At 73.3% G+C, this 19738-nt stretch carries 17 protein-coding genes and 1 rRNA gene; 4 read left to right on the forward strand and 14 right to left on the reverse strand.

The features are described 5' to 3' along the window. Positions 1-110: 110 nt before the first annotated feature. The 3 genes from ACFVVA_RS38475 to ACFVVA_RS38485 form a co-directional block, all read right to left on the reverse strand. The gene (locus tag ACFVVA_RS38475) at positions 111-950 is read right to left on the reverse strand and encodes a putative RNA methyltransferase (RefSeq protein WP_387695360.1); all 840 of its coding nucleotides are present in this window, start codon (positions 948-950) and stop codon (positions 111-113) included. A 165-nt stretch (positions 951-1115) separates the two neighbouring features. Continuing rightward, complete coding sequence (locus tag ACFVVA_RS38480; protein ID WP_387695361.1) at positions 1116-1970, reverse strand: RimK family alpha-L-glutamate ligase; 855 nt, start codon at positions 1968-1970, stop codon at positions 1116-1118. Beyond that, entirely contained in the window at positions 1967-2872 is a 906-nt protein-coding gene (locus ACFVVA_RS38485; protein ID WP_387695362.1) for a RimK family alpha-L-glutamate ligase, read from the reverse strand. The genes ACFVVA_RS38480 and ACFVVA_RS38485 overlap by 4 nt, the downstream gene beginning before the upstream one ends. A gap of 261 nt (positions 2873-3133) precedes the next feature. Between ACFVVA_RS38485 and ACFVVA_RS38490 the strand changes: the two genes are divergently transcribed. Next, positions 3134-4000 (forward strand): GNAT family N-acetyltransferase, encoded by an 867-nt coding sequence (locus tag ACFVVA_RS38490; RefSeq protein ID WP_387695363.1) that lies wholly within the window; start codon positions 3134-3136, stop codon positions 3998-4000. A gap of 62 nt (positions 4001-4062) precedes the next feature. Here the strand turns inward: ACFVVA_RS38490 and ACFVVA_RS38495 are convergent, their stop codons facing one another. From ACFVVA_RS38495 to ACFVVA_RS38510, 4 genes are all read right to left on the reverse strand, one after another. Continuing rightward, positions 4063-4491, reverse strand: a complete 429-nt coding sequence (locus tag ACFVVA_RS38495; protein WP_359909922.1) for a fic family toxin-antitoxin system, toxin component — start codon at positions 4489-4491, stop codon at positions 4063-4065. Next, positions 4488-4724 (reverse strand): toxin-antitoxin system HicB family antitoxin, encoded by a 237-nt coding sequence (locus ACFVVA_RS38500; RefSeq protein ID WP_049659744.1) that lies wholly within the window; start codon positions 4722-4724, stop codon positions 4488-4490. The genes ACFVVA_RS38495 and ACFVVA_RS38500 overlap by 4 nt, the downstream gene beginning before the upstream one ends. A gap of 160 nt (positions 4725-4884) precedes the next feature. Further along, on the reverse strand, positions 4885-7539 hold the full coding sequence (locus ACFVVA_RS38505) for a collagenase (protein WP_387695364.1): 2655 nt from the start codon (positions 7537-7539) through the stop codon (positions 4885-4887). A 151-nt stretch (positions 7540-7690) separates the two neighbouring features. Next, entirely contained in the window at positions 7691-8641 is a 951-nt protein-coding gene (locus tag ACFVVA_RS38510; protein ID WP_387695365.1) for a LysR family transcriptional regulator, read from the reverse strand. 373 nt (positions 8642-9014) lie between these two features. Here ACFVVA_RS38510 and ACFVVA_RS38515 point away from each other — a divergent pair, with 373 nt between their 5' ends. Continuing rightward, positions 9015-9209: a hypothetical protein gene (locus ACFVVA_RS38515; protein ID WP_380456687.1), complete on the forward strand. Its 195-nt coding sequence runs from the start codon at positions 9015-9017 to the stop codon at positions 9207-9209. Between the two features lie 107 nt (positions 9210-9316). On the opposite strand, the gene ACFVVA_RS38520 is transcribed toward ACFVVA_RS38515, so the two are convergent. After that, positions 9317-10666: a class I SAM-dependent RNA methyltransferase gene (locus ACFVVA_RS38520; protein WP_387695368.1), complete on the reverse strand. Its 1350-nt coding sequence runs from the start codon at positions 10664-10666 to the stop codon at positions 9317-9319. A gap of 362 nt (positions 10667-11028) precedes the next feature. Then, entirely contained in the window at positions 11029-13104 is a 2076-nt protein-coding gene (locus tag ACFVVA_RS38525; RefSeq protein ID WP_387695369.1) for an APC family permease, read from the reverse strand. Between the two features lie 248 nt (positions 13105-13352). Between ACFVVA_RS38525 and ACFVVA_RS38530 the strand changes: the two genes are divergently transcribed. Both ACFVVA_RS38530 and ACFVVA_RS38535 read left to right on the forward strand, forming a co-directional pair. After that, positions 13353-14021 carry a TrkA family potassium uptake protein gene (locus ACFVVA_RS38530; protein ID WP_359909907.1) on the forward strand — a complete coding sequence of 223 codons (669 nt, stop codon included), beginning with the start codon at positions 13353-13355 and terminating at the stop codon, positions 14019-14021. Then, positions 14021-14692 (forward strand): TrkA family potassium uptake protein, encoded by a 672-nt coding sequence (locus tag ACFVVA_RS38535; RefSeq protein WP_359909904.1) that lies wholly within the window; start codon positions 14021-14023, stop codon positions 14690-14692. Before ACFVVA_RS38530 ends, ACFVVA_RS38535 begins: the two co-directional genes overlap by 1 nt. A 93-nt stretch (positions 14693-14785) precedes the next feature. Here the strand turns inward: ACFVVA_RS38535 and ACFVVA_RS38540 are convergent, their stop codons facing one another. The 5 genes from ACFVVA_RS38540 to rrf form a co-directional block, all read right to left on the reverse strand. Beyond that, positions 14786-15508, reverse strand: coding sequence for a DUF3159 domain-containing protein (locus ACFVVA_RS38540; RefSeq protein WP_359909901.1), 723 nt, complete (start codon positions 15506-15508; stop codon positions 14786-14788). Between the two features lie 2 nt (positions 15509-15510). Then, positions 15511-15918 (reverse strand): OB-fold nucleic acid binding domain-containing protein, encoded by a 408-nt coding sequence (locus ACFVVA_RS38545; RefSeq protein ID WP_359909898.1) that lies wholly within the window; start codon positions 15916-15918, stop codon positions 15511-15513. Between the two features lie 65 nt (positions 15919-15983). Further along, on the reverse strand, positions 15984-16664 hold the full coding sequence (locus ACFVVA_RS38550; protein ID WP_049657530.1) for a response regulator: 681 nt from the start codon (positions 16662-16664) through the stop codon (positions 15984-15986). Positions 16665-16780: 116 nt separating this feature from the next. Further along, a complete protein-coding gene (locus ACFVVA_RS38555; RefSeq protein WP_387695366.1) occupies positions 16781-19372 on the reverse strand; it encodes an ATP-binding protein in 2592 nt (863 codons plus the stop codon). A 283-nt stretch (positions 19373-19655) separates the two neighbouring features. After that, positions 19656-19738 (reverse strand): 5S ribosomal RNA (gene rrf / locus ACFVVA_RS38560); the annotation flags it as partial.

A 19738-nucleotide genomic window follows, 5' to 3' on the forward strand; every position in this document is an offset into this window, starting at 1 on the left:
GGTGGGACGGCCCTGCGGGCCTGGTGGCGTCGCGGTTCACCTGTCGGACGTTAGCCGCAGGCCGACCGGAAGAAACGTGCCTGCGCGGCAGATTCATCCCAACGTGGCGCTCAGCGCCGGTACGCGGCCACCGTCACCGAGGCCGTCACCTCGACCGGCTCCGGCAGCTCCGCGAGCGCGGCACCGAGCCGATCCGGATCGGTGTGCCAGGCGCTCGGACCCATGCCGACGACGGTGCGCACGTCCTGCGGACCGAGCCGCAGGGTGAACTCGACCTCCCGCCGCCCGGCGGGCTCCAGGTACGGTCCGAGCTTCTCGTCGATCCGCCGCTGCTTCTCCTCGTCCACCGACAACAGGCCCAGTGCGTCGACGAGTTCGCGCAGGTGGCGGGCGGTCGGCGAGACCAGCAGCAAGGTGCCGCCGGGGCGCAGCACCCGGCGGATCTCGGGCCCGTTGCGCGGGGCGAACACGTTGAGCATCAGCTCGGCCGAGGCGTCCCGCAGCGGCAGCGGGCGCCAGGCGTCGCACACCACGGCGCCGATCCGGGGGTGCGCCCTGGCGGCGCGGCGCAGCGCGAACTTGGAGATGTCCAGGGCCGCGCCGACCGTGCCGGGCAGGGCGTCCAGGACGTGCGCCAGGTAGTGGCCGGTGCCGGCGCCGAGATCGGCGACCAGGCCGCCGGGCTCACCGGCGACGACGGCGGAGGCCGCCCCCGCCAGCGCCTCGGCGATCGGCCGGTAGTGCCCGGCGGCGAGGAAGTCCGCGCGGGCCGCGACCATCTCGGCGGTGTCCCCGGTGCCGGTGTGGGCGTCGCCGGCGAGGAGGCTGACGTAGCCCTGCTTGGCGAGGTCGAAGCTGTGCCCGGCCGGGCAGCGCAGGCTGCGGTCGTGCCGGGTGAGGGCCTGCGCGCAGTGCGGGCAGGCCAGGTAGCGCTCGATGTCCTGGAGCAAGGTTCCGTCTTCTCTCGCCGTACGCCCCGGCCGGTCGGGGCGCCAGCCAGCCTAACGACCCCGACGGACCCGCGCCCCGGGCCGCCGCCCCGGCCCAGTGCCGACGGACCCACGCCCCGCCACGCCCGCCGGCCCCACCCCACGCCCCGGCCACGCCCGCCGGCCCTACCCCACGCCCCTCCCGAGTCCTGCGAGCGCCCGCCCGGCGGGGCCCCGCCGCGCGCGGTCCTGCCCCGCGAGCACCGGCCCCCGCCGCGCCCCGACCCGCAGCGCCAGCGCCACCAGCGCCTCCGGCGCGCCGGGGCGGCCGCGCACTCCGGGAAAGGCGTTGACGTCCACGATGACCGGCTCGGCGGGCCCGTCGAGCAGGTCGACCCCGTACACGTCGAGCCCGAACACCTCGCCGACGCGCAGCGCGAGCGCGGCCCGCCCGGCGGACGGCTGCCAGTCCTCCGCCCGCCCCGACTTCCCCGTGCCGGTGGCGAGCTCGGACTGCCGCCGGGCCGCGAACACCTGTCCGTCGACCACCCACAGCTTCTGGTCCCAACCCGTCCCCGGGACGAACGGCTGCGTGACGACCGGCTCCTCGGGCCAGCGCTCGGCGAGTTCGCGCAACCGGGCCGGGCCGTCCACCCGGGCGACCAGGTCGTGCCGCCTGCTGTGCCGGCTCTTGACCACGAACGGATAGGCCGGATCGGCGAGTTCGCCCAGGCGTCCGGCCGCGTCCGTGGCGGCGAAGGGCAGCCCGGCGGCGCGGGCGAGGTCGGCCATCCGCACCCGGTCCTGGCACAGCTCGGTGGCCGCCGCCGAGTTGACCACCGGCACGCCCCGCCGCTCCAACTCCTCTGCCAGCGCCAGCGCCTGAGGCGTGCGGGCCTTGAGCAGGCAGACGTCGGGGAGCCCGGTCACGGGCCCGGCGGGCGGGACGACCGCCACCTCGTGCCCCCGGCGCACCAGCAGTTCGGCCGCCGATGCCAGCACCGGATGCCCCGGGTCGCCGGTGATCAGTCCGACCTTCACAGCAACTCCCCCTCGCCGAAGCCGCGTTGACCGTAGGGGTCGCCGCCCGCGGGCACCAGCTCGACCGGCCCGCCGGGCACCGACACGGCCGTCCCGCTGCGCGCGAGCCGCAGCACCGCCCGGGAGACCCGGGCCACCGCGTCCGGCACCTGCCGGAAACTCGGGAAGTCGTTGACGTCCACCACCACCGGCCCGTCCGGCCCCAGCAGCACGTCGACCCCGTACAGGTCCAGCCCGAACACCTCGCCGACCTGCGCCACGATCCGCGCGACGCTCCCCGGCAGCGGCACCTGCCGTTCGCGCACGCCCTGCCCCGGGTGCAGCGGGGAGGAACGTTCTGTGGCGAAGAGCTCGCCGTCGACGCAGTACACCTTGAGGTCGGTCCCGGAGTTGGGCACGTACGGCTGGGCGATCAGCAGCCCCTCCCCCGCCAGCTCCGGCCCGACCTCCAGCAGCTGGTCGGGGCTGCGCACCAGCCGGACGGCACGCCCGGAGCTGCCGTCGGCGGGCTTGACCACGAGCGGGTACTCGGCGGCCGGGATCTCCGCCAGCCGTTCCCAGCGCGCGGCCGCGTACGTCACCGGGACGGGCAGCCCGCGGGTGCGGCCGATGACCGCGGCGAGCGCCTTGTCCCGGACCCCGCGGATCGAGCGCACGTCGTTCACCGTGGTGAGGCCGACGGCGGCGGCCGACTCCAGCAGGGTCAGCCCGGGCCCGCCGGACACGGTCTTGAGCACCCAGGCGTCGTGGCTGCCGGCCCGGACCTCCTCGGAGATCGCCAGCAGCGAGTCCCCGGGGCGCAGCACGTCCACCCGGTGTCCCCACGCCGTGAGTTGGCGTGCCACGTCGAGCGGCATGCCGTCGTGCCGGTAGTGTTCCTCCACCAGAAAGCAGAGCCTCATGGGCCTGTCTTCCCCCTTGCTTCGCCTAGTGCAGACGTCCGCCGTCCCCCTCGGCAGAGCTGTAAAGGCTTCAGCATGCACGCTCTGTTCGCACAAGATCGCCGCGAGCGGGTAAGCGTTCGGCAACAATCGGGCCCCGGGGAGGCGGCGAGGGCCCTCGGGGAGCCGTCGAGGGGCGCCCGGGGGCGGCGTCGGGGGACCCCGGGACGTGCCCCGGAAATCCGGTGGCACCGCGCCGCAGCCCCTGCTTGGATGCACGCCGTGACCCCTGATGATCATGTTCCCGACCGCCCCCTGCTCGACGAGATCGAGCGCTACTACGACGCCGTGCCGCGCAGCGCCGCCCGCACCGAGGACTTCGGACCGCTGACCCTGTTCGTCCGCGACGGGGGCGGCTGGCCGTACTACGCCCGCCCGGCCCTCGGCCACGGCGGCCCGGCCGCCACCGCCGAGGACGTCCGCCGGGTGCTGGAGCGGCAGCGGGAGCTGGGCGTGCCGGAGGCCTTCGAGTGGGTGGCCGAGCAGACCCCGGAGCTGCGCGCGGCGGTCGAGGCGGCGGGCCTGACGGTGCACGAGCACCCGCTGCTGGTGCTGGGCCCGCAGGACGAAGCGGCCCCGGCGCCCGAGCTGCCGGAGCCGGTGGAGGTCCGGGTGCTGGCGCCGGACGCGCCGGAACTGGCGGTCGCGCTCGCCGTCCCGCACCTGGCCTTCGGCGATCCGGGCACCGCCGTCGGCCCGACCGGCACGGCCGAGCTCGCCACGGCCGCGGCGGAGCTGACGGCCACCGGCACGGCGGAGCAGGTCGCCCGGCGGATCGCCGCCGGCACCACCGTGCTGGCCGCGGCCCTGGAGGACGGCACGGCCCTGTGCGCGGGCCAGCACAACCCGGTGGGCCCGGTCACCGAGGTGGCCGGGGTGGGCACGCTCCCGTCCGCGCGCCGCCGCGGGCTGGGCCTGGCGGTCACCGCGGCGCTGGTCGCGCACGCCCGGGCGAACGGGGTTCGGACGGTGTTCCTGTCCGCCGCCGACGAGGACGTCGCCCGGATCTACCGCCGGGCCGGCTTCCGCACCTTCGCGACGGCCCTGATCGCGGAACCCGCCGCCCAGCAGGAACCCGCCGCCCAGTAGCAGCCCGCCACCCGGCAGCAGCCCGCCCGGTGCCTCGGGGACCCGGCCGAGGACGGCGCCGATCAGTCGTCGTCCTCGTCCTCCTCGTCCGCCCCGGTGACCTCCTCCCCTTCCGCCTCGTCCACCATCCAGGCCGCCAGCCGCTCGGCGACGCCCGACACCCCGAGCCGCCCCTCGCGGATGGCCCGGGAGAGGCTGCGCACCTCGCGGGCGGTGGTGGCGATGGTGCAGCCGCTGGCGACCAGGTAGGCGTAGGCGACGGCGGTCGCGAAGAGTTCGTTGGTCTTCTCCAGGGCGGGCACCCGGATCAGCTGGTGCATCAGCGCGGCGGCGCGGTCCTGTGGTTCGGGGTAGACCGCGATGTCGAATATCTCGGCCTGGTGGCGGGTGACGGCCGCGAGCAGCGAGCCGTAGTCGGTGACCTGCGGGTCACCGGGGGTGTACTGCTCGGCGGTCATGAGCAGCCACGAGAGGTCGACCTCCAGCTTCAACGGCGCACGTCCTGGAGGTCGCCGGGCTCCCCGAACTCGGCGAGGAAGGCCGACTCGTACTCCTTCATGAACTGCGCGGCCGCGTCCACGAAGGCCCGCCCGGACTCGCCCATGTCCTGTTGGACCAGGCGCTCGATGTACTGGTTCATGGAGATCCCCTGCTGCTCCGCCCGTTCCCGGGCCATCTCGGCGGTCGTGGCGTCGACCCGCACGTTCAGCTGCTTCTTACCCATGCCGCTCAAGCTAGCGCTCAAGTGCTAGCACAACAAGGGCGCGCGCACACCGCCCGCACACCTGCCGCACGCCCCCGCGCAACCTCGCCGTCACCGGGACGCCGACGGCCGGGCCCGCGGCGGCTGCCACGGACCCGGCCCACGCCGGAAGGGAGGCGGATCAGAACTGGGTGCTGACGGTCACCCCGCTGAAGTCGGTGTTCGCGTAGAGGCTCACGTAGCGGTAGCCCGCCGTCGGGTTGGTCACCGTGATGCTCTGGGTGGTACCCGGGTTGGTGGACGAGGCGGTGTACGCGCTCGGCGAGGCCCAGGTGCTCTCGTTGTAGTACAGGGAGGCGGTGCCGGTGCCCCCGGAGGTGGTGATCCTCAGGGTGCTGGTGCCGGCCGGCAGGTAGACGTACAGGTAGTCCAGATTGCCGGCGGTCGCCGCCAGACCGGCCCGCGAGCAGTTCTTGCCGAGCGCGTCGGTGCGCGGGTCGGTGCAGGCCGGCGGGGTGGTGGGGCCGCCGCCTCCGCCAGTGGTCACGGTGACGGAGGTCGGGGTGCTGGCGGTCCTGCCGGTGTCGTCGGTGACGGTCAGCGCGACCGTGTAGGTGCCGGCGGCCGCGTAGGTGTGGCTCGGGTTCTGCTGGTCGGACGAGCCGCCGTCGCCGAAGGTCCAGTGCCAGGCGGTGATCCGGCCGGGGCCGGTCTGGACGGACTTGTCGGTCAGGGTGACGGTCGGGCCGTTCACGGTCTGGCCGAACAGCGCGGTCGGGCCGGCCGCGTAGCAGGCGCCGCCGGCGCAGGCGTCGAGCCAGGCGTCGAAGTCGGCGTCGTAGCCGGTGCCGATCCCGTTGTAGACCGCGTAGCCGCCCTGGTAGTCACCGGTGCGGAAGTGCGCGAGCACGGAGTCGATGTCGGCCGGGTGCTTCTCGAACATGTACCGGACCGCCAGGTAGCCCCACGGGTAGGTGCGCACGGTGTCCGAATTGCCGTACGTGTTCTGGAAGATCGTGCTCAGCTTGTACGTGTGTTTGGCGGCCTCGGCCATCGCCTGGGTGTCGGTGGTGCCGCGGTAGGCGTAGGACTCGTACTCGGCGACGCCCTCGATCCACCAGATGTCCGGGACGGAGATCTCGGTGGAGAAGTTGCCCTTGAGGTCGTAGATGTTGTCCAGGTAGTGGGTGTACTCGTGGTTGAGGTTCCACACGTTGGCGGTGAAGCCGTCGTTCCAGGACTTCTGGTACATCACGCACACGGCCCGGTTGTTCGGGTCGGTCGGGTCCATGACGGTCTGTCCGCCGTTGTCGGTGGAGTTGTTGAAGATCGCCCAGGAGTACGTCAGGTAGTCGGCCTGGTTGGCGAAGACCGCGAGGGTCAGCTCCTTGTCGTACTGGCCGGGGATCGGCCCGTTGTCCTTCACCAGCTTGTGGAAGAAGGTGTCCTCGCCGCGCAGGCTGGCGCAGACCGCGGACAGGTCGGCGGGCGGGAGCGCCTCGGTCAGGATGGTGCGGTTGTCGCAGACCAGCTGGTTCGGCAGCACCGCGGCGGTCAGCTTGGCCGGCAGGTCGCAGGTGCCGTAGTACGAGCACTGGCCGGGGTCGAAGCTGTTGGCCTGGTACGCGGTGTGGACGTACAGCGGGCCGGTGGCGCCGGTGATCCGGGCGCCGTCGAGGACGGCCTTGACCTTGCCCTTGACCGCGGCCTCGACCGCCGGGCCGTCGCCGGCCATCCGGCCGAGGTCGTTGCCCGCGTTGACGTCCAGGTAGGCGTTGGCGGTGCCGAGCAGGTCCTCGTGGTTCAGGGCAAAGTCGCCCAGGGTGGCGCCGATGCTCGGGTCGGCGCCGACCGCGCTGACGAAGTCGGGGTTCCAGTTGCCCCGCCACAGCGGAGCGGAGAGCACCGCGTTGACCGCCTTGAGCATCTTCGGGAAGGCGTTGTACGAGTTGTCGTACGACGTCAGCACCTGCTTGTAGACGCCCAGGTAGCTGCCCTGGAGGTTGGCGCTGTCGGTGAGCACCAGGACCTCGTTGAGCACGGTGCCGTTGCCGTCGCTCACGTCGGTGCGGTGCGGCGCGGCGAAGAACGCGTCCAGGGCGGCCTTGGAGGCGCCGGTCAGGGCCGCGTCGTACGGGCCGACCGCCCCCGCGTTGTTCGACTGCACGTACCAGCCGGCCCGCTGGAAGAGCACGAGTTGCAGGATGCCGGTCGAGTTGTCGCCGGTGTAGCCGCCCGCCGCGTTCTGGAAGGCGTTGGCGACGGTGAGCATCTTCGCTTCCTTGAAGACGGCGCCCGCGTCCGTGCCGGTGACGTTGAACAGCGTGTTGACGCAGTCCGGGGTCGAGGCCTCCAGGAAGGAGACCAGGTCGGCCCCGCTGCGACTGCCGAAGTCGGCCGGGGTGCAGCTCTGCGCGGTGGCGGCCGCGGCGGCGGCACCGCGGGCGGCGAGGGGCTGCTTGACCGGGGACGTCTTCGGCCCGGCCGGGCGCTGCGCGGTCTGCACGGCGGTGCCGGCCGGCTGGCCCATCACGAGCTGCCCGAGCAGCGCCGGGGGCAGCGGCTTGGCGACGGGGGCGGGTTCCTCGGCCGCACGGGACTGCTCGGCCGGGTCGACCGTGAGGAAGGCGCCGAGCGGCTTCGGCAGGGCGGAGCCCGGGTCGGCCGCCGGGGCGCCGGCCGCGGGCCGGGCGCTCGACCCGGAGGCGGCCGGGTCGGAGGCGGCGGAAGCGGCCGGGGCGGCGAAGGCGGCCGCGGCGGGCAGCAGCGTGGCGGCGGCGCAGCAGCCGGCGACGAGGCCGGCCAGCAGGGTGGGGAGTGGTATCCGTGGGCGCACTGGTGGGTCCTTCTCCTGTGGGGGGAGGCGCTGGGAGGACTGCCGAGGCGTTGGGGGAACGCGTCATGATCCTGCCAGCGGCGGAGGGCCAGAACAATGTCACAGGTCATATGACATAGCCCTGTCCAGCCATAACACCGCCCGACATGACCTAAGGCCGGTACGTCCGCGCGGCCCACGCCTGGAAGCCCGGCGCCGCCGCGATCAGGTCCCGGTACGCCGCGGCGGCCGCCCCGAGCAGCGTCTCCAGCACCTCCCCGCCCACCCCGGCCGGCCGCCAGACCAGCAGTTGCCGGACCCAGATCGGCGTCCCCGCGAGCGGCTTGACCACCACCTCGGCGAGCGGCCGGGTGGTGGCCTGGACGACGGAGACGCCGAGCCCGGCGGCGATCATCTCCTGGAGCTCCAGCCGGCCGCCGAGGAACTCGTGGACGGTCGCCGGGGCGAACCCCGCCGCGGCGCAGGCCCCGTGGAACACGCCGTGCCAGCCGGCCCCGTCGTCGGGGGTCAGGAACCACTCCTCCTCCGCGAGGTCCGCCAGCGCCACCTCGGTGCGGTGCCGCAGCCGGTGGCCGGCCGGCAGCGCGACGAAGACGGGCTCGGTGACGATGCCGCGGTGCGCGACGGACGGCGCGTGGCGCAGTTCCCGGCCCGGGTAGTCCACGGCCACCGCGGCGTCGGCCTCGTCCCGCTCCAGCAGCTCGACGATGTCGGAGGAGCGGTGGACCGATGTCAGGGCGAAGCGCTGTCCGGGCCGTTGGTGCCGCGCCCTGGTGACCAGTCCGGGCAGCAGCGGCGAGTTGGTCGCCGCCAGCCGCAGCTCGCGCGGGACGGGCCCGGCCGGGGCCTCCGGGCGGCGGCCCAGACCGTCGGCGCGGGTGAGCAGCTCCCGGGCCGCGGCCACCACCTCCGCCCCGAAGCCGGTCGGCGCGACGCCGACGGTGGTGCGTTCGAACAGCGGGGCGCCCAGGTGGCGCTCGATCCGGCGCAACTGGGTGCTGGTCGCCGGCTGCGAGGCGCCGAGCAGGACGGCTGCCCGGCCGACGCTCCCGGTGTCGGCGATCGCGCACAGCACGCGAAGGTGCCGCAGCTCCAGCTCCATGACGCTCCCCCTCGCGCACCCGGCCGGCCCCGGCCGACGGCGTGGGGCGGCTGCCGTCACGGGCGGTGCGACGGCGCACCGGCCCAACGGCCCGCCGGTACAACGGCACACATCACATGTCAGCGGCTCACCTTCACCCCGGGGAATGACCTCGTCAAGCCCTCTCCCGGGGCGTGACGGCCTTGCGCGCACCATCTTTTACCAGCGCATTGCCGGCACCTGACCTTCCGCCCGGTCCGGGCCGCCCGCGCCCGCTCCGCCCCGTCCCGCCCCGCCGGGAGGGGCGGGACTTGAAGACCGACCCGCCGTCCGGGAGGCTGAAGACCCCCCTGCGTTCCCCCGAGCGGGCGCCGACCGGTGCGGAGGCCTACCGATGACAGCCATGTTCGACCAGGAGCTGCGCGAGCAGCTCGCCCAGGCCCGCCGGGACCTCGCGGCGGCCCGGGCCGAGGAGGACGCCGACGGCGTCCAGGCGTACGAGGGCCGGGTCGCCGCGCTCCTGCGGCTCGCCGCCCAGCACGGCATCGACCTGCCGCACAGCGTCGACGAGGAGGAGCACAACGAGTAGCCGGCCCCGGACGCGGCAGGAGGCGGCCACCCCGAACGGGTGACCGCCTCCTGCCGTGACTCCCGACGCCCGGGGCCGGCCCGGGGTGAGCCGGAATCAGCCCGGAATCACTGCCCGACCGGCTCCAGGATCGCCACGCACTCGAAGTGGTGGGTCATCGGGAACAGGTCGAAGGCCCGCAGCGACACCGGCCGGTAGCCGCCCTCGCGGAAGAACTTCAGGTCCCGCGCGAGCGCCGCCGGGTCGCAGGCCACGTACGCGATCCGGCGCGCCTCCAGGCCGACCAGGTGGGCGACCGTCTCGCGGCCGGCGCCCGAGCGCGGCGGGTCCAGCACGACCAGGTCGGTGGCGGTGATGCCGGTGCGCGGCAGCAGTGTCTCGACCCGGTCGCACTCGATCTGCACGTTGTCCAGCGCGGCCAGGTTGTGCCGGGCGTCGACCACGGCCTGCTTGGCGGACTCGATACCGAGCACCGCACCGTCCTCGCCGACCCGGTCGGCCAGCGCGCCCGCGAACAGGCCGACGCCGCAGTACAGGTCGAGCGCGTTCTCGCCCCACTGCGGGTCCAGCCCGTCCAGCACGGCGTCGACCAGGGTGTCCGGCGCCTCCGGGTGGATCTGCCAGAAGCCGCCGTTGCTGATCCGCCAGGTCCGCCCGGCGGCCCGCTCGCGCACGAAGCCGCGCCCGTGCACCTTGTGCACGTCGCCCTGCTCGTCCACGCGGGCGATCGACACCGGCTTGTCCAGCTCGACCAGCGGCAGCTGGGCGCCCGGCCGCGGGGTGAGCACCACCTGGCGGTCCGAGGAGCCGGTCGCGGCGATCACCTCGACGCTCGCCACCCCCGGCCAGTCGCGGGCCTCGATGCCCAGCTCGGTGACGCCCTCGGCGGCGATCAGGCAGCGGTCCACCGGCTGCACCTCGTGCGAGCGGTGCTTGCGCAGGCCGACCTTCCCGGTCCCGGCGTCGACCGCGTACTGCACCCGGGTGCGCCAGGCCGGCACCTGCCCGGCCGGAAGCTTGCCGCCGACCGGCTCGACGCTGCCGTCCCAGCCCGCCTCGGCCGGGGTGAGCCCGGCGAGCTTCGCCAGCTGCTCGGTCAGCACCGCCGCCTTGAGCTTGCGCTGCCCGCCCGGGGTGACGTGCTGCCAGTCGCAGCCGCCGCACTTGCCCGGACCGGCGAACGGGCAGGGCGCCTCGATCCGGTCCTTGGACGGCTCCAGCACCTCCACCGCGTCGGCCCGCAGGAACCGCGAGGTGGTGGTCCCGTCGGTCACCAGCGCGACGACCTTCTCACCGGGCAGCGCGTGCCGCACGAACAGCACCCGGCCCTCGTGCCGGGCCACGCAGTGCCCGCCGCCGTGCGCGACCGGGCCGACCTCGACCTCGTAGCGCTGTCCGGCCAGCGGCTCCCCGGACGGCGTCTCGGGCCGCGACGGCCGCGCGGCGCCGGCGCGCAGCGCCTTGGGCGGCCGCACCGCCTGCTTGCGCGGCGCCTTCCGGCCGCCCCCGGCAGCACCCTTCGGCGCGTCCTGGGCGGCACCCTTGCCGGCGCCCTTGCCGGCGGACGCCTTGCCCGCCGACGTCTTGCCGGCGGACGTCTTGCCCGCGGCGCCCTTGCCGGCGGCCGGCGCGGCGGGCTCCCGGTCCTCCCGCTCGCCCGGGACGATCGGCGCGGTGCGCGCGGTGAGGCCGTCGCGGTCGGTGGCCTCCGGACGGGCCGGCCGGCCCCAGCGCGGCCGGGAGACCTGCCCGGGCTGGGAGCCGCCCCGGCGGGCGCCCTTGCCGGAGGAGCCCGAGGAACGGGGCGGAGTGTTGCGGGTCACTGGGAGGAGTCCTTGCTGCGGTCGGAGGTGTCCCCGGCGTTCGAACCGGTGGAGACGGAATCCTTCGACTTTACGGCCTTCGGCGCGCGTGGCTCGCCACGCCGGACGGCACCCGGCGCCGACCAGGCCTTCTGCGGCTTGCGCCGCTCCGAGGACTCCAGCTGCCACGGTACCGAAGTGACCATCACACCGGGCTTGAACAGCAGCCGCCCCTTGAGCCGCAGCGCGCTCTGGTTGTGCAGCAGGTGCTCGTACCAGTGGCCGACCACGTACTCCGGGATGTAGACCGAGACCACGTCCCGCGGGCTGCTGCGCCGCAGGTTCTTCACGTAGTCCAGGACCGGCCCGGTGATCTCGCGGTACGGCGAGTCCAGCACCTTGAGCGGCACCTCGATGCCGCGCTCGTCCCACTCCCGCCGCAGCGCCGCGGTGTCCGCCGGGTCGACGTTGACCGTGACGGCCTCCAGCGTGTGGGCCCGGGCCAGCCTGGCGTACGCCAGGGCGCGCAGCGCCGGCTTGTGCAGCTTGGAGACCAGCACGATGGCGTGCACCCGGGTGGGCAGCACCACGTCGTCCGGCTCCTCGGCGGCGATGAGCTCGTCGGAGACCCGGTCGTAGTGCCGCCGGATGCCCTTCATCATCACGAACAGCACGGCCATCGCAGCGATCGCGATCCAGGCGTGGCTGATCTTGGTGACCAGGACGACGATCAGCACGGCCATGGTCATCACCAGGCCGAAGGCGTTGATCGCCCGGCTGCGCTGCATGCGGCGGCGCTCGGCCGGGTCGTTCTCGGTGCGCAGCAGCCGGGTCCAGTGCCGGATCATGCCGGACTGGCTCATGTTGAAGGCGACGAAGACGCCGACGATGTAGAGCTGGATCAGCCGGGTCGGGTCGGCGTTGAAGGCGAGGATCAGCAGGATCGCGGCGATCGCCAGCAGGATGATGCCGTTGGAGAAGGCCAGCCGGTCGCCGCGGGTGTGCAGCTGGCGCGGCAGGTAGCGGTCCTGGGCCAGGATCGAACCGAGCACCGGGAAGCCGTTGAAGGCGGTGTTGGCGGCGAGCACCAGGATCAGCCCGGTGACGGCCGCGACGAAGTAGAAGCCGGGCGTGAAGTTGTTGAACACGGCCTCGCTGATCTGCGCCAGCGCGGTCTTCTGGTGGTAGTCCGGCGAGGCGCCGACGAGCTGTTCGGCCGGGTTCTCGGCCATCTGGACACCGGTCAGCCGGGCCAGCCAGATGATGCCCATGAACATCACGACGGCGATGCTCGCCATCATCAGCAGCGTGGTGGCCGCGTTCTTGCTCTTGGGCTTGCGGAAGGCCGGCACGCCGTTGGAGATCGCCTCGACGCCGGTGAGCGCGGCACAGCCCGAGGAGAACGCCTTCAGCAGCAGGAACACCAGCGCGAAGCCGGCCAGCGAGTCGTTGCCGGGAGTGGCGGCGAGGTGGAACCCGGCGCTCTCGGCGGGCATGTCCTGGCCGAGCGCGAAGTGCCGGAACACCCCGTAGCCGACCATCCCGATCACGCCGACCATGAAGGCGTAGGTGGGAACGGCGAAGGCGCTTCCGGACTCGCGCACGCCGCGCAGGTTCATACCCATCAGCAGCACGACCACGATCACCGACAGGACCGGTTCGTGGCCGCGCAGCGCGGGCACCGCGGAGACGACGTTGGCGACGCCCGAGGTGGTCGACACGGCCACGGTGAGCACGTAGTCGACCATCAGGGCGCTGGCGACCACCAGACCGGCGGCCGGCCCGTGGTTGACGGTCGCGACCTCGTAGTCACCGCCACCGCTGGGGTAGGCGTGCACGTTCTGCCGGTACGAGGCGACCACGGCGAGCATCACGATCGCCACGACGACGCCGATCTGCCAGGAGAAATGGATCGCCGAGGCGCCCGCGAGGGAGAGGGTGAGCAGGATCTCCTCGGGGGCGTACGCGACCGAGGAGAGCGCGTCCGAGGCGAACACGGGCAGCGCGAGCCGCTTGGGCAGAAGCGTCTCGCCCAGCTTGTCGCTGCGTAGGGCGCGCCCGATCAGGATGCGTTTCGGAAGGTCAGTCGGCATAGGCACGTTAAGGAATCGTAGGGGCTCCCCGGTCAAGGCTCCGCCGTTTGTCCCCCCCTTCGTCGCGACTGCGTTCGGTGGACCGGCTAGCGTGTCGGATACGAGTCGGCGGGCAACACTCTGGTTGTCGAGCGTTGCCGGGTCGGCGCCCCCACGAGGAACCTCGTCCCGGACGACCGGGCGGGAAACGGAGCTGAACGGTGTTTGCGCAGGTCAAGGCCCCTTCGGGACGGGTGAGGTAAGCGCCGGTGCACATCGTGATCATGGGCTGCGGCCGCGTGGGCTCCGCCCTCGCCAGAGCCCTGGAGAAACAGGGCCACTCGGTGGCCGTGGTCGACCAGGACCCGACCGCGTTCCGCCGGCTGGGCGCCGGGTTCAACGGCCGCCGGGTCACCGGCGTCGGCTTCGACCAGGACACCCTGCGCGAGGCGGGCATCGAGGAGGCCGGCGCCTTCGCCGCGGTCTCCAGCGGTGACAACTCCAACATCATCGCCGCGCGGGTGGCCCGGGAGAACTTCGGCGTCGAGAACGTCGCCGCCCGGATCTACGACCCCCGCCGCGCCGAGGTGTACCAGCGCCTGGGCATCCCCACCGTCGCGACGGTCCGCTGGACCGCCGACCAGATGCTGCGCCGACTGCTGCCGAGCGGCGCCGAGCCGCTGTGGCAGGACCCGAGCGGTGGCGTGCAGCTCGCCGAGGTCGCGTACGACCCGCGCTGGATCGGCCACCGGATCAGCAGGCTGGAGGAGGCCTCCGGCACCCGGGTGGCGTTCGTCACCCGGCTCGGCGAGGGAATGCTCCCCTCGCCGCAGATGGTGGTGCAGGAGGGCGACCTGGTGCACGTGATGCTGCGCCGGGCCGACCTGACGGCCGTCGAGGCCGCGTTCGCGCAGGGACCGAAGGAGGAGGGTCACTGATGCGGGTCGCCATTGCCGGGGCCGGTGCCGTGGGCCGCTCGATCGCGGGCGAGCTCCTGGAGAACGGCCACGAGGTCCTGCTGATAGACAAGAACCCCAACTCCATCTCGGTGGAGCGGGTTCCGATGGCGGAGTGGCTGCTGGCCGACGCCTGCGAGATCACCTCGCTGGACGAGGCCGCGCTCCAGCGCTGCCACGTGGTGATCGCCGCGACCGGTGACGACAAGGTCAACCTGGTCGTCTCGCTGCTCGCCAAGACCGAGTACGCGGTGCCGCGGGTGGTCGCCCGCGTGAACAACCCCAAGAACGAGTGGCTCTTCAACGAGTCCTGGGGCGTGGACGTCGCCGTCTCCACCCCGCGGCTGATGTCCGCGCTGGTCGAGGAGGCGGTCAGCGTCGGCGACCTGGTCCGCCTGATGCGCTTCAGCCAGGGCAACGCCAACCTGGTCGAACTGACCCTGGCCTCCGACACCGAGCTCGTCGGCATCCGGGTCGGCGACGTGGCCTGGCCGCAGGACACCGCGCTGGTGACCATCATCCGCGAGGGCCGGGTGCTGGTGCCGGGCAAGGACGACACCCTGGAGGGCGGCGACGAGCTGCTCTTCGTCGCCGCGCAGGAGCGCGAGGAGGAGCTGGAGCAGCTCCTCTCGGCGACCTCGGGCGCCCAGTAGCCCTGCGGGCACAGCGGAAGGGCCCGCACCCCTCGTCGGGGTGCGGGCCCTTCGCCGTCGTTCGGACCGGCCTCCCGGCCGCCTGGGAGGCGGCTACTTCGCCGGCTCCTCCTCGTCCAGCTGCGCCTTGATCGGCGGCGGCGCCTTCAGCAGGATCTGCCAGGTCACGTACATCGCCAGCAGCATCGGCGGGATGCCGAGGGCGACCTTCAGCCAGCCCAGCAGGTTGACGTTGTGGGTGAAGTACAGCGGGAAGAGGATCACCGGCTTCAGGCCCATGATCAGCACCCAGGCCCAGGTCGCCTTGGTGTAGGCGGCCAGGCGGCCCGGGTTCTCCTTGCGCCAGGTGAACATCTCGCCGGTGATCGGGCCCAGCATCACCCCGATCATCGGCCAGCGCGCCAGCGCGGAGGCCGCCAGGGCGATGCAGTAGCCGACGTTCCAGAGCAGGCCGGGCAGGTAGAAGTCCTCGGCCTTGCCGCTCTTCATCGAGATCCAGGCGCCGAGGGCGACACCGAACACCCCGCTGAAGGCGTGCTGGATGGTCTGCCGCTTCGCCAGCCGGGCCACCACGAACAGGGCGCTCAGGCCCAGCGCGGCCCAGGCCGAGGTGCTGACCTGGTGGGTCAGGTTGTAGGTGACGATGAAGACCAGGCCTGGCAGCGTCATGTCGATCATGCCGCGCACGCCGCCGAAGGCCTGGAGCACGGTGTCGGCGGCCTCCTTGGAGGCGGCCCTGCGGGCGGCCTCCGCGTCCGCGGGGTCGACGGCCAGGTCGAGCTGGGCGGCGGCCTCGCCGCCGGGCTGGTTGCTCACGCTCATTCGCTCCCGTGTCCGACCGGACGCAGCTCATAGCGGGGGTTGAACAGCACGCGGCGCCCGCGTGCGTGACCGATGCGGCCGCTGGCGACCAGCCGGCGGCCGGGCTCTATCCCGGCGATCGAACGGCGGCCGAGCCAGACCACGTCCAGCGCCTCGGTACCGTCGAAGAGTTCGGCCTCCAGGGCGGGCACACCCGCCCGGGGGCGCAGCGTCACCGTGCGCAGCGTGCCCGCGACGGTGACCAGATCGCGGTCCCCGCAGCCGGCGATCGGCGTGCAGCCGGACTCCGCGGCGATCTCCTGACGCAGCTCCTCGGCGTCCAGCTCCTCGGCCGAGGAGGTCAGCCGGCTGAGCATGCGGCGGAACCGCCCCTGCGGCTGGCCGCTGCTGTTGTCACCACTCATGTCGGAAGGGTACCGGGTTCCGGCCCCCCGGCGGCAGGTCGCTCGACCGCCGGGGGCGGCCGGGGTCAGCTCTCGAACCGGTATCCCATGCCCGGCTCGGTGATGAAGTGGCGCGGGTGCGAGGGGTCGCGCTCCAGCTTGCGGCGCAGCTGGGCGAGGTAGACCCGCAGGTAGTTGGTCTCGGTGCGGTACGCCGGGCCCCACACCTCCTGCAGCAGCTGGGTCTGGCTGACCAGCCGCCCGGCGTTGCGGACCAGTACCTCCAGCAGGTGCCACTCGGTCGGAGTGAGGCGGACGTCGGCGCCGTCCCGGTTGACCTTCTTCGCCGCGAGGTCGACGGTGAAGGACTCGGTGACGACCAGCGAGTCGGCCTCCCCGGCCACCGGCTCGGCCCGCCGCACGGCGGCCCGCATCCGGGCGAGCAGCTCGTCCATGCCGAACGGCTTGGTGACGTAGTCGTCGGCACCGGCGTCCAGGGCCTCGACCTTCTCGTCCGAGGCGTGCCGGGCCGACAGCACGATGATCGGCACCCGGGTCCAGCCGCGCAGGCCGCGGATCACCTCGACCCCGTCCATGTCGGGCAGGCCCAGGTCGAGGACGACCACGTCCGGATGGCGGGCCGCGGCCAGCTCCAGGGCGCTCGCGCCGTCATGGGCCGCGTCCACCTCGTACTTGCGGGCCTTGAGGTTGATCACCAGCGCGCGGACGATCTGCGGTTCGTCGTCCACGACGAGGACCCGGGTCATGTGCGGGCTCCGCCTTTCGGGGCTGTCTGACATACGGACTGGGGACTGGCTCTACGACTTTCGCTGCGGCGCGGCCCCGGGAGGGGCGCCCGGCCCGGCCGGTGCGCCGCCGGTTCTCAGGTGATCAGCTCCGGGAGCGGACCGCCACCCTCGCCGCCCGGCTCCCCCGTTTCGGGCGGCCGGTCGACCACGGGCAGGCTGACGACCATGGTGAGGCCGCCGCCCGGGGTGTCCTCGGCGGTGACGGTGCCGTCCATCGCCTCGACGAAACCGCGCGCCACCGCGAGTCCGAGGCCCACCCCGGCACCGCGCGGCGCGTCCCCGTACCGCTGGAACGGCGCGAAGATCTTCTCCTTCGCCTCTTCCGGCACCCCCGGGCCGCGGTCCACGATCCGCAGCTCGACCCGGGCCGGCCGCCCCGGCTGCCGCAGCTCGTCGGCCTTCACCAGCACCTTGACGCCGTCCGGGCTGTACTTGACGGCGTTCTCCACCAGGTTGGCCAGCGAGCGCTCCAGCAACCCGCCGTCGGCCCGGACCATCGGCAGCGTCTCCGGCACCTCCAGCCGGACGGACTCCAGTGGCACCCCGCCGAGTGCGAACGGCACCACCTCGTCCAGGTCGGTCTCCTGGATCAGCGGGGTGACGGTACCGGTCTGCAGGCGGCTCATGTCGAGCAGGTTGTTGATCAGGTGGTCCAGCCGGTCCGCCCCGGCCTCGATGCCGGCCAGCAGCTCGGCCTCGTCCTCCGGGTCCCAGTCGACGTCGGCCGAACGCAGCGAGCTCACCGAGGCCTTGATGCCCGCCAGCGGGGTGCGCAGGTCGTGCGAGACCGCCGCCAGCAGAGCCGTCCGGATCCGGTTGCCCTCGGCCTCCCGGCGGGCCTCGGCGGCCTCCCGGGCCAGCCGACGGCGCTCCAGCACCACGGCGGCCTGCGCGGCGAACGCCCCGAGCAGGCGCCGGTCCGCCCCGGGCAGCACCCGGCCGCGCAGCACCAGTGCCAGGCTGTCGCCGACCGGGACGTCCACGTCGGCCTCCTCCGGCCGCTCCGGCGGGCGCGGGCCGGCGGTGGCCACCGGCACCCAGGGCGCGAGCGGATCGGGCCGCTCCAGCAGCGCGGCGCTCTCCTGCCCGAAGGTCTCCCGCACCTGCTCCATCAGCGCGGTGAGCACCCCGTCGCCGTTGGGCGCGCCGCGCAGCACCGTGCCGGCCAGCGCGCTGAGCGTCTGCGCCTCGGTCTGGCTGCGGGCCGCCTGCTGGGTACGCCGGGCCGCGAGGTCCACCACCGACGCCACCGAGATGCCGACGATGGTGAATATCGCCACCGCCATGATGTTCTGCGGCTCGTTGATGGTGAAGGTGTGCAGCGGCGGGGTGAAGTAGTAGTTCAGCACCGAGGAGGCGACCAGCGCCGAGCCGATGGCCGGCAGCAGCCCGCCCACCAGCGCCGCGCACACCGTCAGCGACAGGAACAGCAGCATGTCGGTGGAGAGCCCCAGCCCGCCGATCGCGGTCAGCACGATCGCCAGCACCGGGGGGCCGACCAGCCCGATCAGCCAGCCGCCGACCGTCCGGGTGCGGCCCAGGTCGGTGATCCGGCGGACCGGTATCTTGCCGCGCCGCCCGTGCCCGGCGTGCTCGTGGGTGACCATGTGGACATCGATGTCCCCGGCCTCCCGGGTCACCGTGGTGCCGACGCCCGGCCCGTACAGGTACTGCCAGGCGGGCCGCCGGCTGGTGCCCAGCACGATCTGGGTGGCGTTCACGCCCCGGGCGAAGTCCAGCAGCCCGCCGGCCGGGTCGTCGCCGAGGACCGCGTGGAAGGAACCGCCGAGGCTCTCCACCAGCACGCGCTGCTCGATCAGCGTCTGCGGCGAGCCGGAGCCCACCAGCCCGTCCGAGCGGGAGATGTGCACGGCGAGCAGCTCACCGCCGGAGACCCGGGCGGCGATCCGGGCCGCCCGGCGGATCAGCGTCGCCCCCTCGGGCCCGCCGGTCAGGCCGACCACGATCCGCTCCCGGGCCTGCCAGGTGCCTTCGATGCCCTGCTCGGCCCGGTACTTCTGGAGGTACTCGTCCACCCGGTCCGCGGTCCACAGCAGCGCCAGCTCGCGCAGCGCGGTCAGGTTGCCCGGACGGAAGTAGTTCGCGAGCGCGGCGTCGATCTTCTCCGGCGCGTACACGTTGCCGTGCGCCAGCCGCCGCCGCAGCGCCTGCGGGGACATGTCCACCAGCTCGATCTGATCCGCCCGCCGGACCACCTCGTCCGGCACGGCCTCGCGCTGGCGCACCCCGGTGATGCCCTCGACCGCGTCGCCGAGCGACTCCAGGTGCTGGACGTTGACGGTGGAGATCACGTCGATCCCGGCCGCCAGCAGCTCCTCGACGTCCTGCCAGCGCTTCTCGTTGCGGCAGCCGGGGACGTTGGTGTGGGCCAGCTCGTCCACCAGGGCCACCTGCGGGCGGCGGGCGAGGACGGCGTCCAGGTCCATCTCGGAGAAGCGGGCACCGCGGTGCATCACCTGCTGGCGCAGCACCACCTCCAGCCCGGCGACCATGTCCGCGGTCCGCCGGCGGCCGTGGTCCTCCACGAACGCGACCACGACGTCCGTGCCACGCTCCTGGCGCCGGTGCGCCTCGGCGAGCATGGCGTACGTCTTGCCGACCCCGGGGGCTGCCCCGAGGTAGATGCGCAGCCTGCCTCGTCCCATGAGCACCATTCTTGATCCGACCCGGCCCGGAGGACACCCCCGGACACCTGTTCCCCTTGCCTTCGAGACTACGGTGTGCGACGCGATTTTCCGCTGATCAGTGCGCTGATCAGGCGGTTTTAGCGGCATATTGACGGTGGACCAGCCACTCGGCGGGGGTCGTCCGGGAGGGTTCGGAGGCACCGGAGCCGGCCCGTCGGACCCGTCCGGCCATCCAGCCCATCCGGACCGGAAATGCGAAAAGCCCCTGATCCGAGTGGATCAGGGGCTTTTCTGAAGAATTGTTCGGCGGCGTCCTACTCTCCCACAGGGTCCCCCCTGCAGTACCATCGGCGCTGTAAGGCTTAGCTTCCGGGTTCGGAATGT

It is taken from the genome of Kitasatospora sp. NPDC058048, assembly GCF_042885555.1.
GTDB classification, from domain to species: Bacteria; Actinomycetota; Actinomycetes; order Streptomycetales; family Streptomycetaceae; genus Kitasatospora; species Kitasatospora lactacystinica.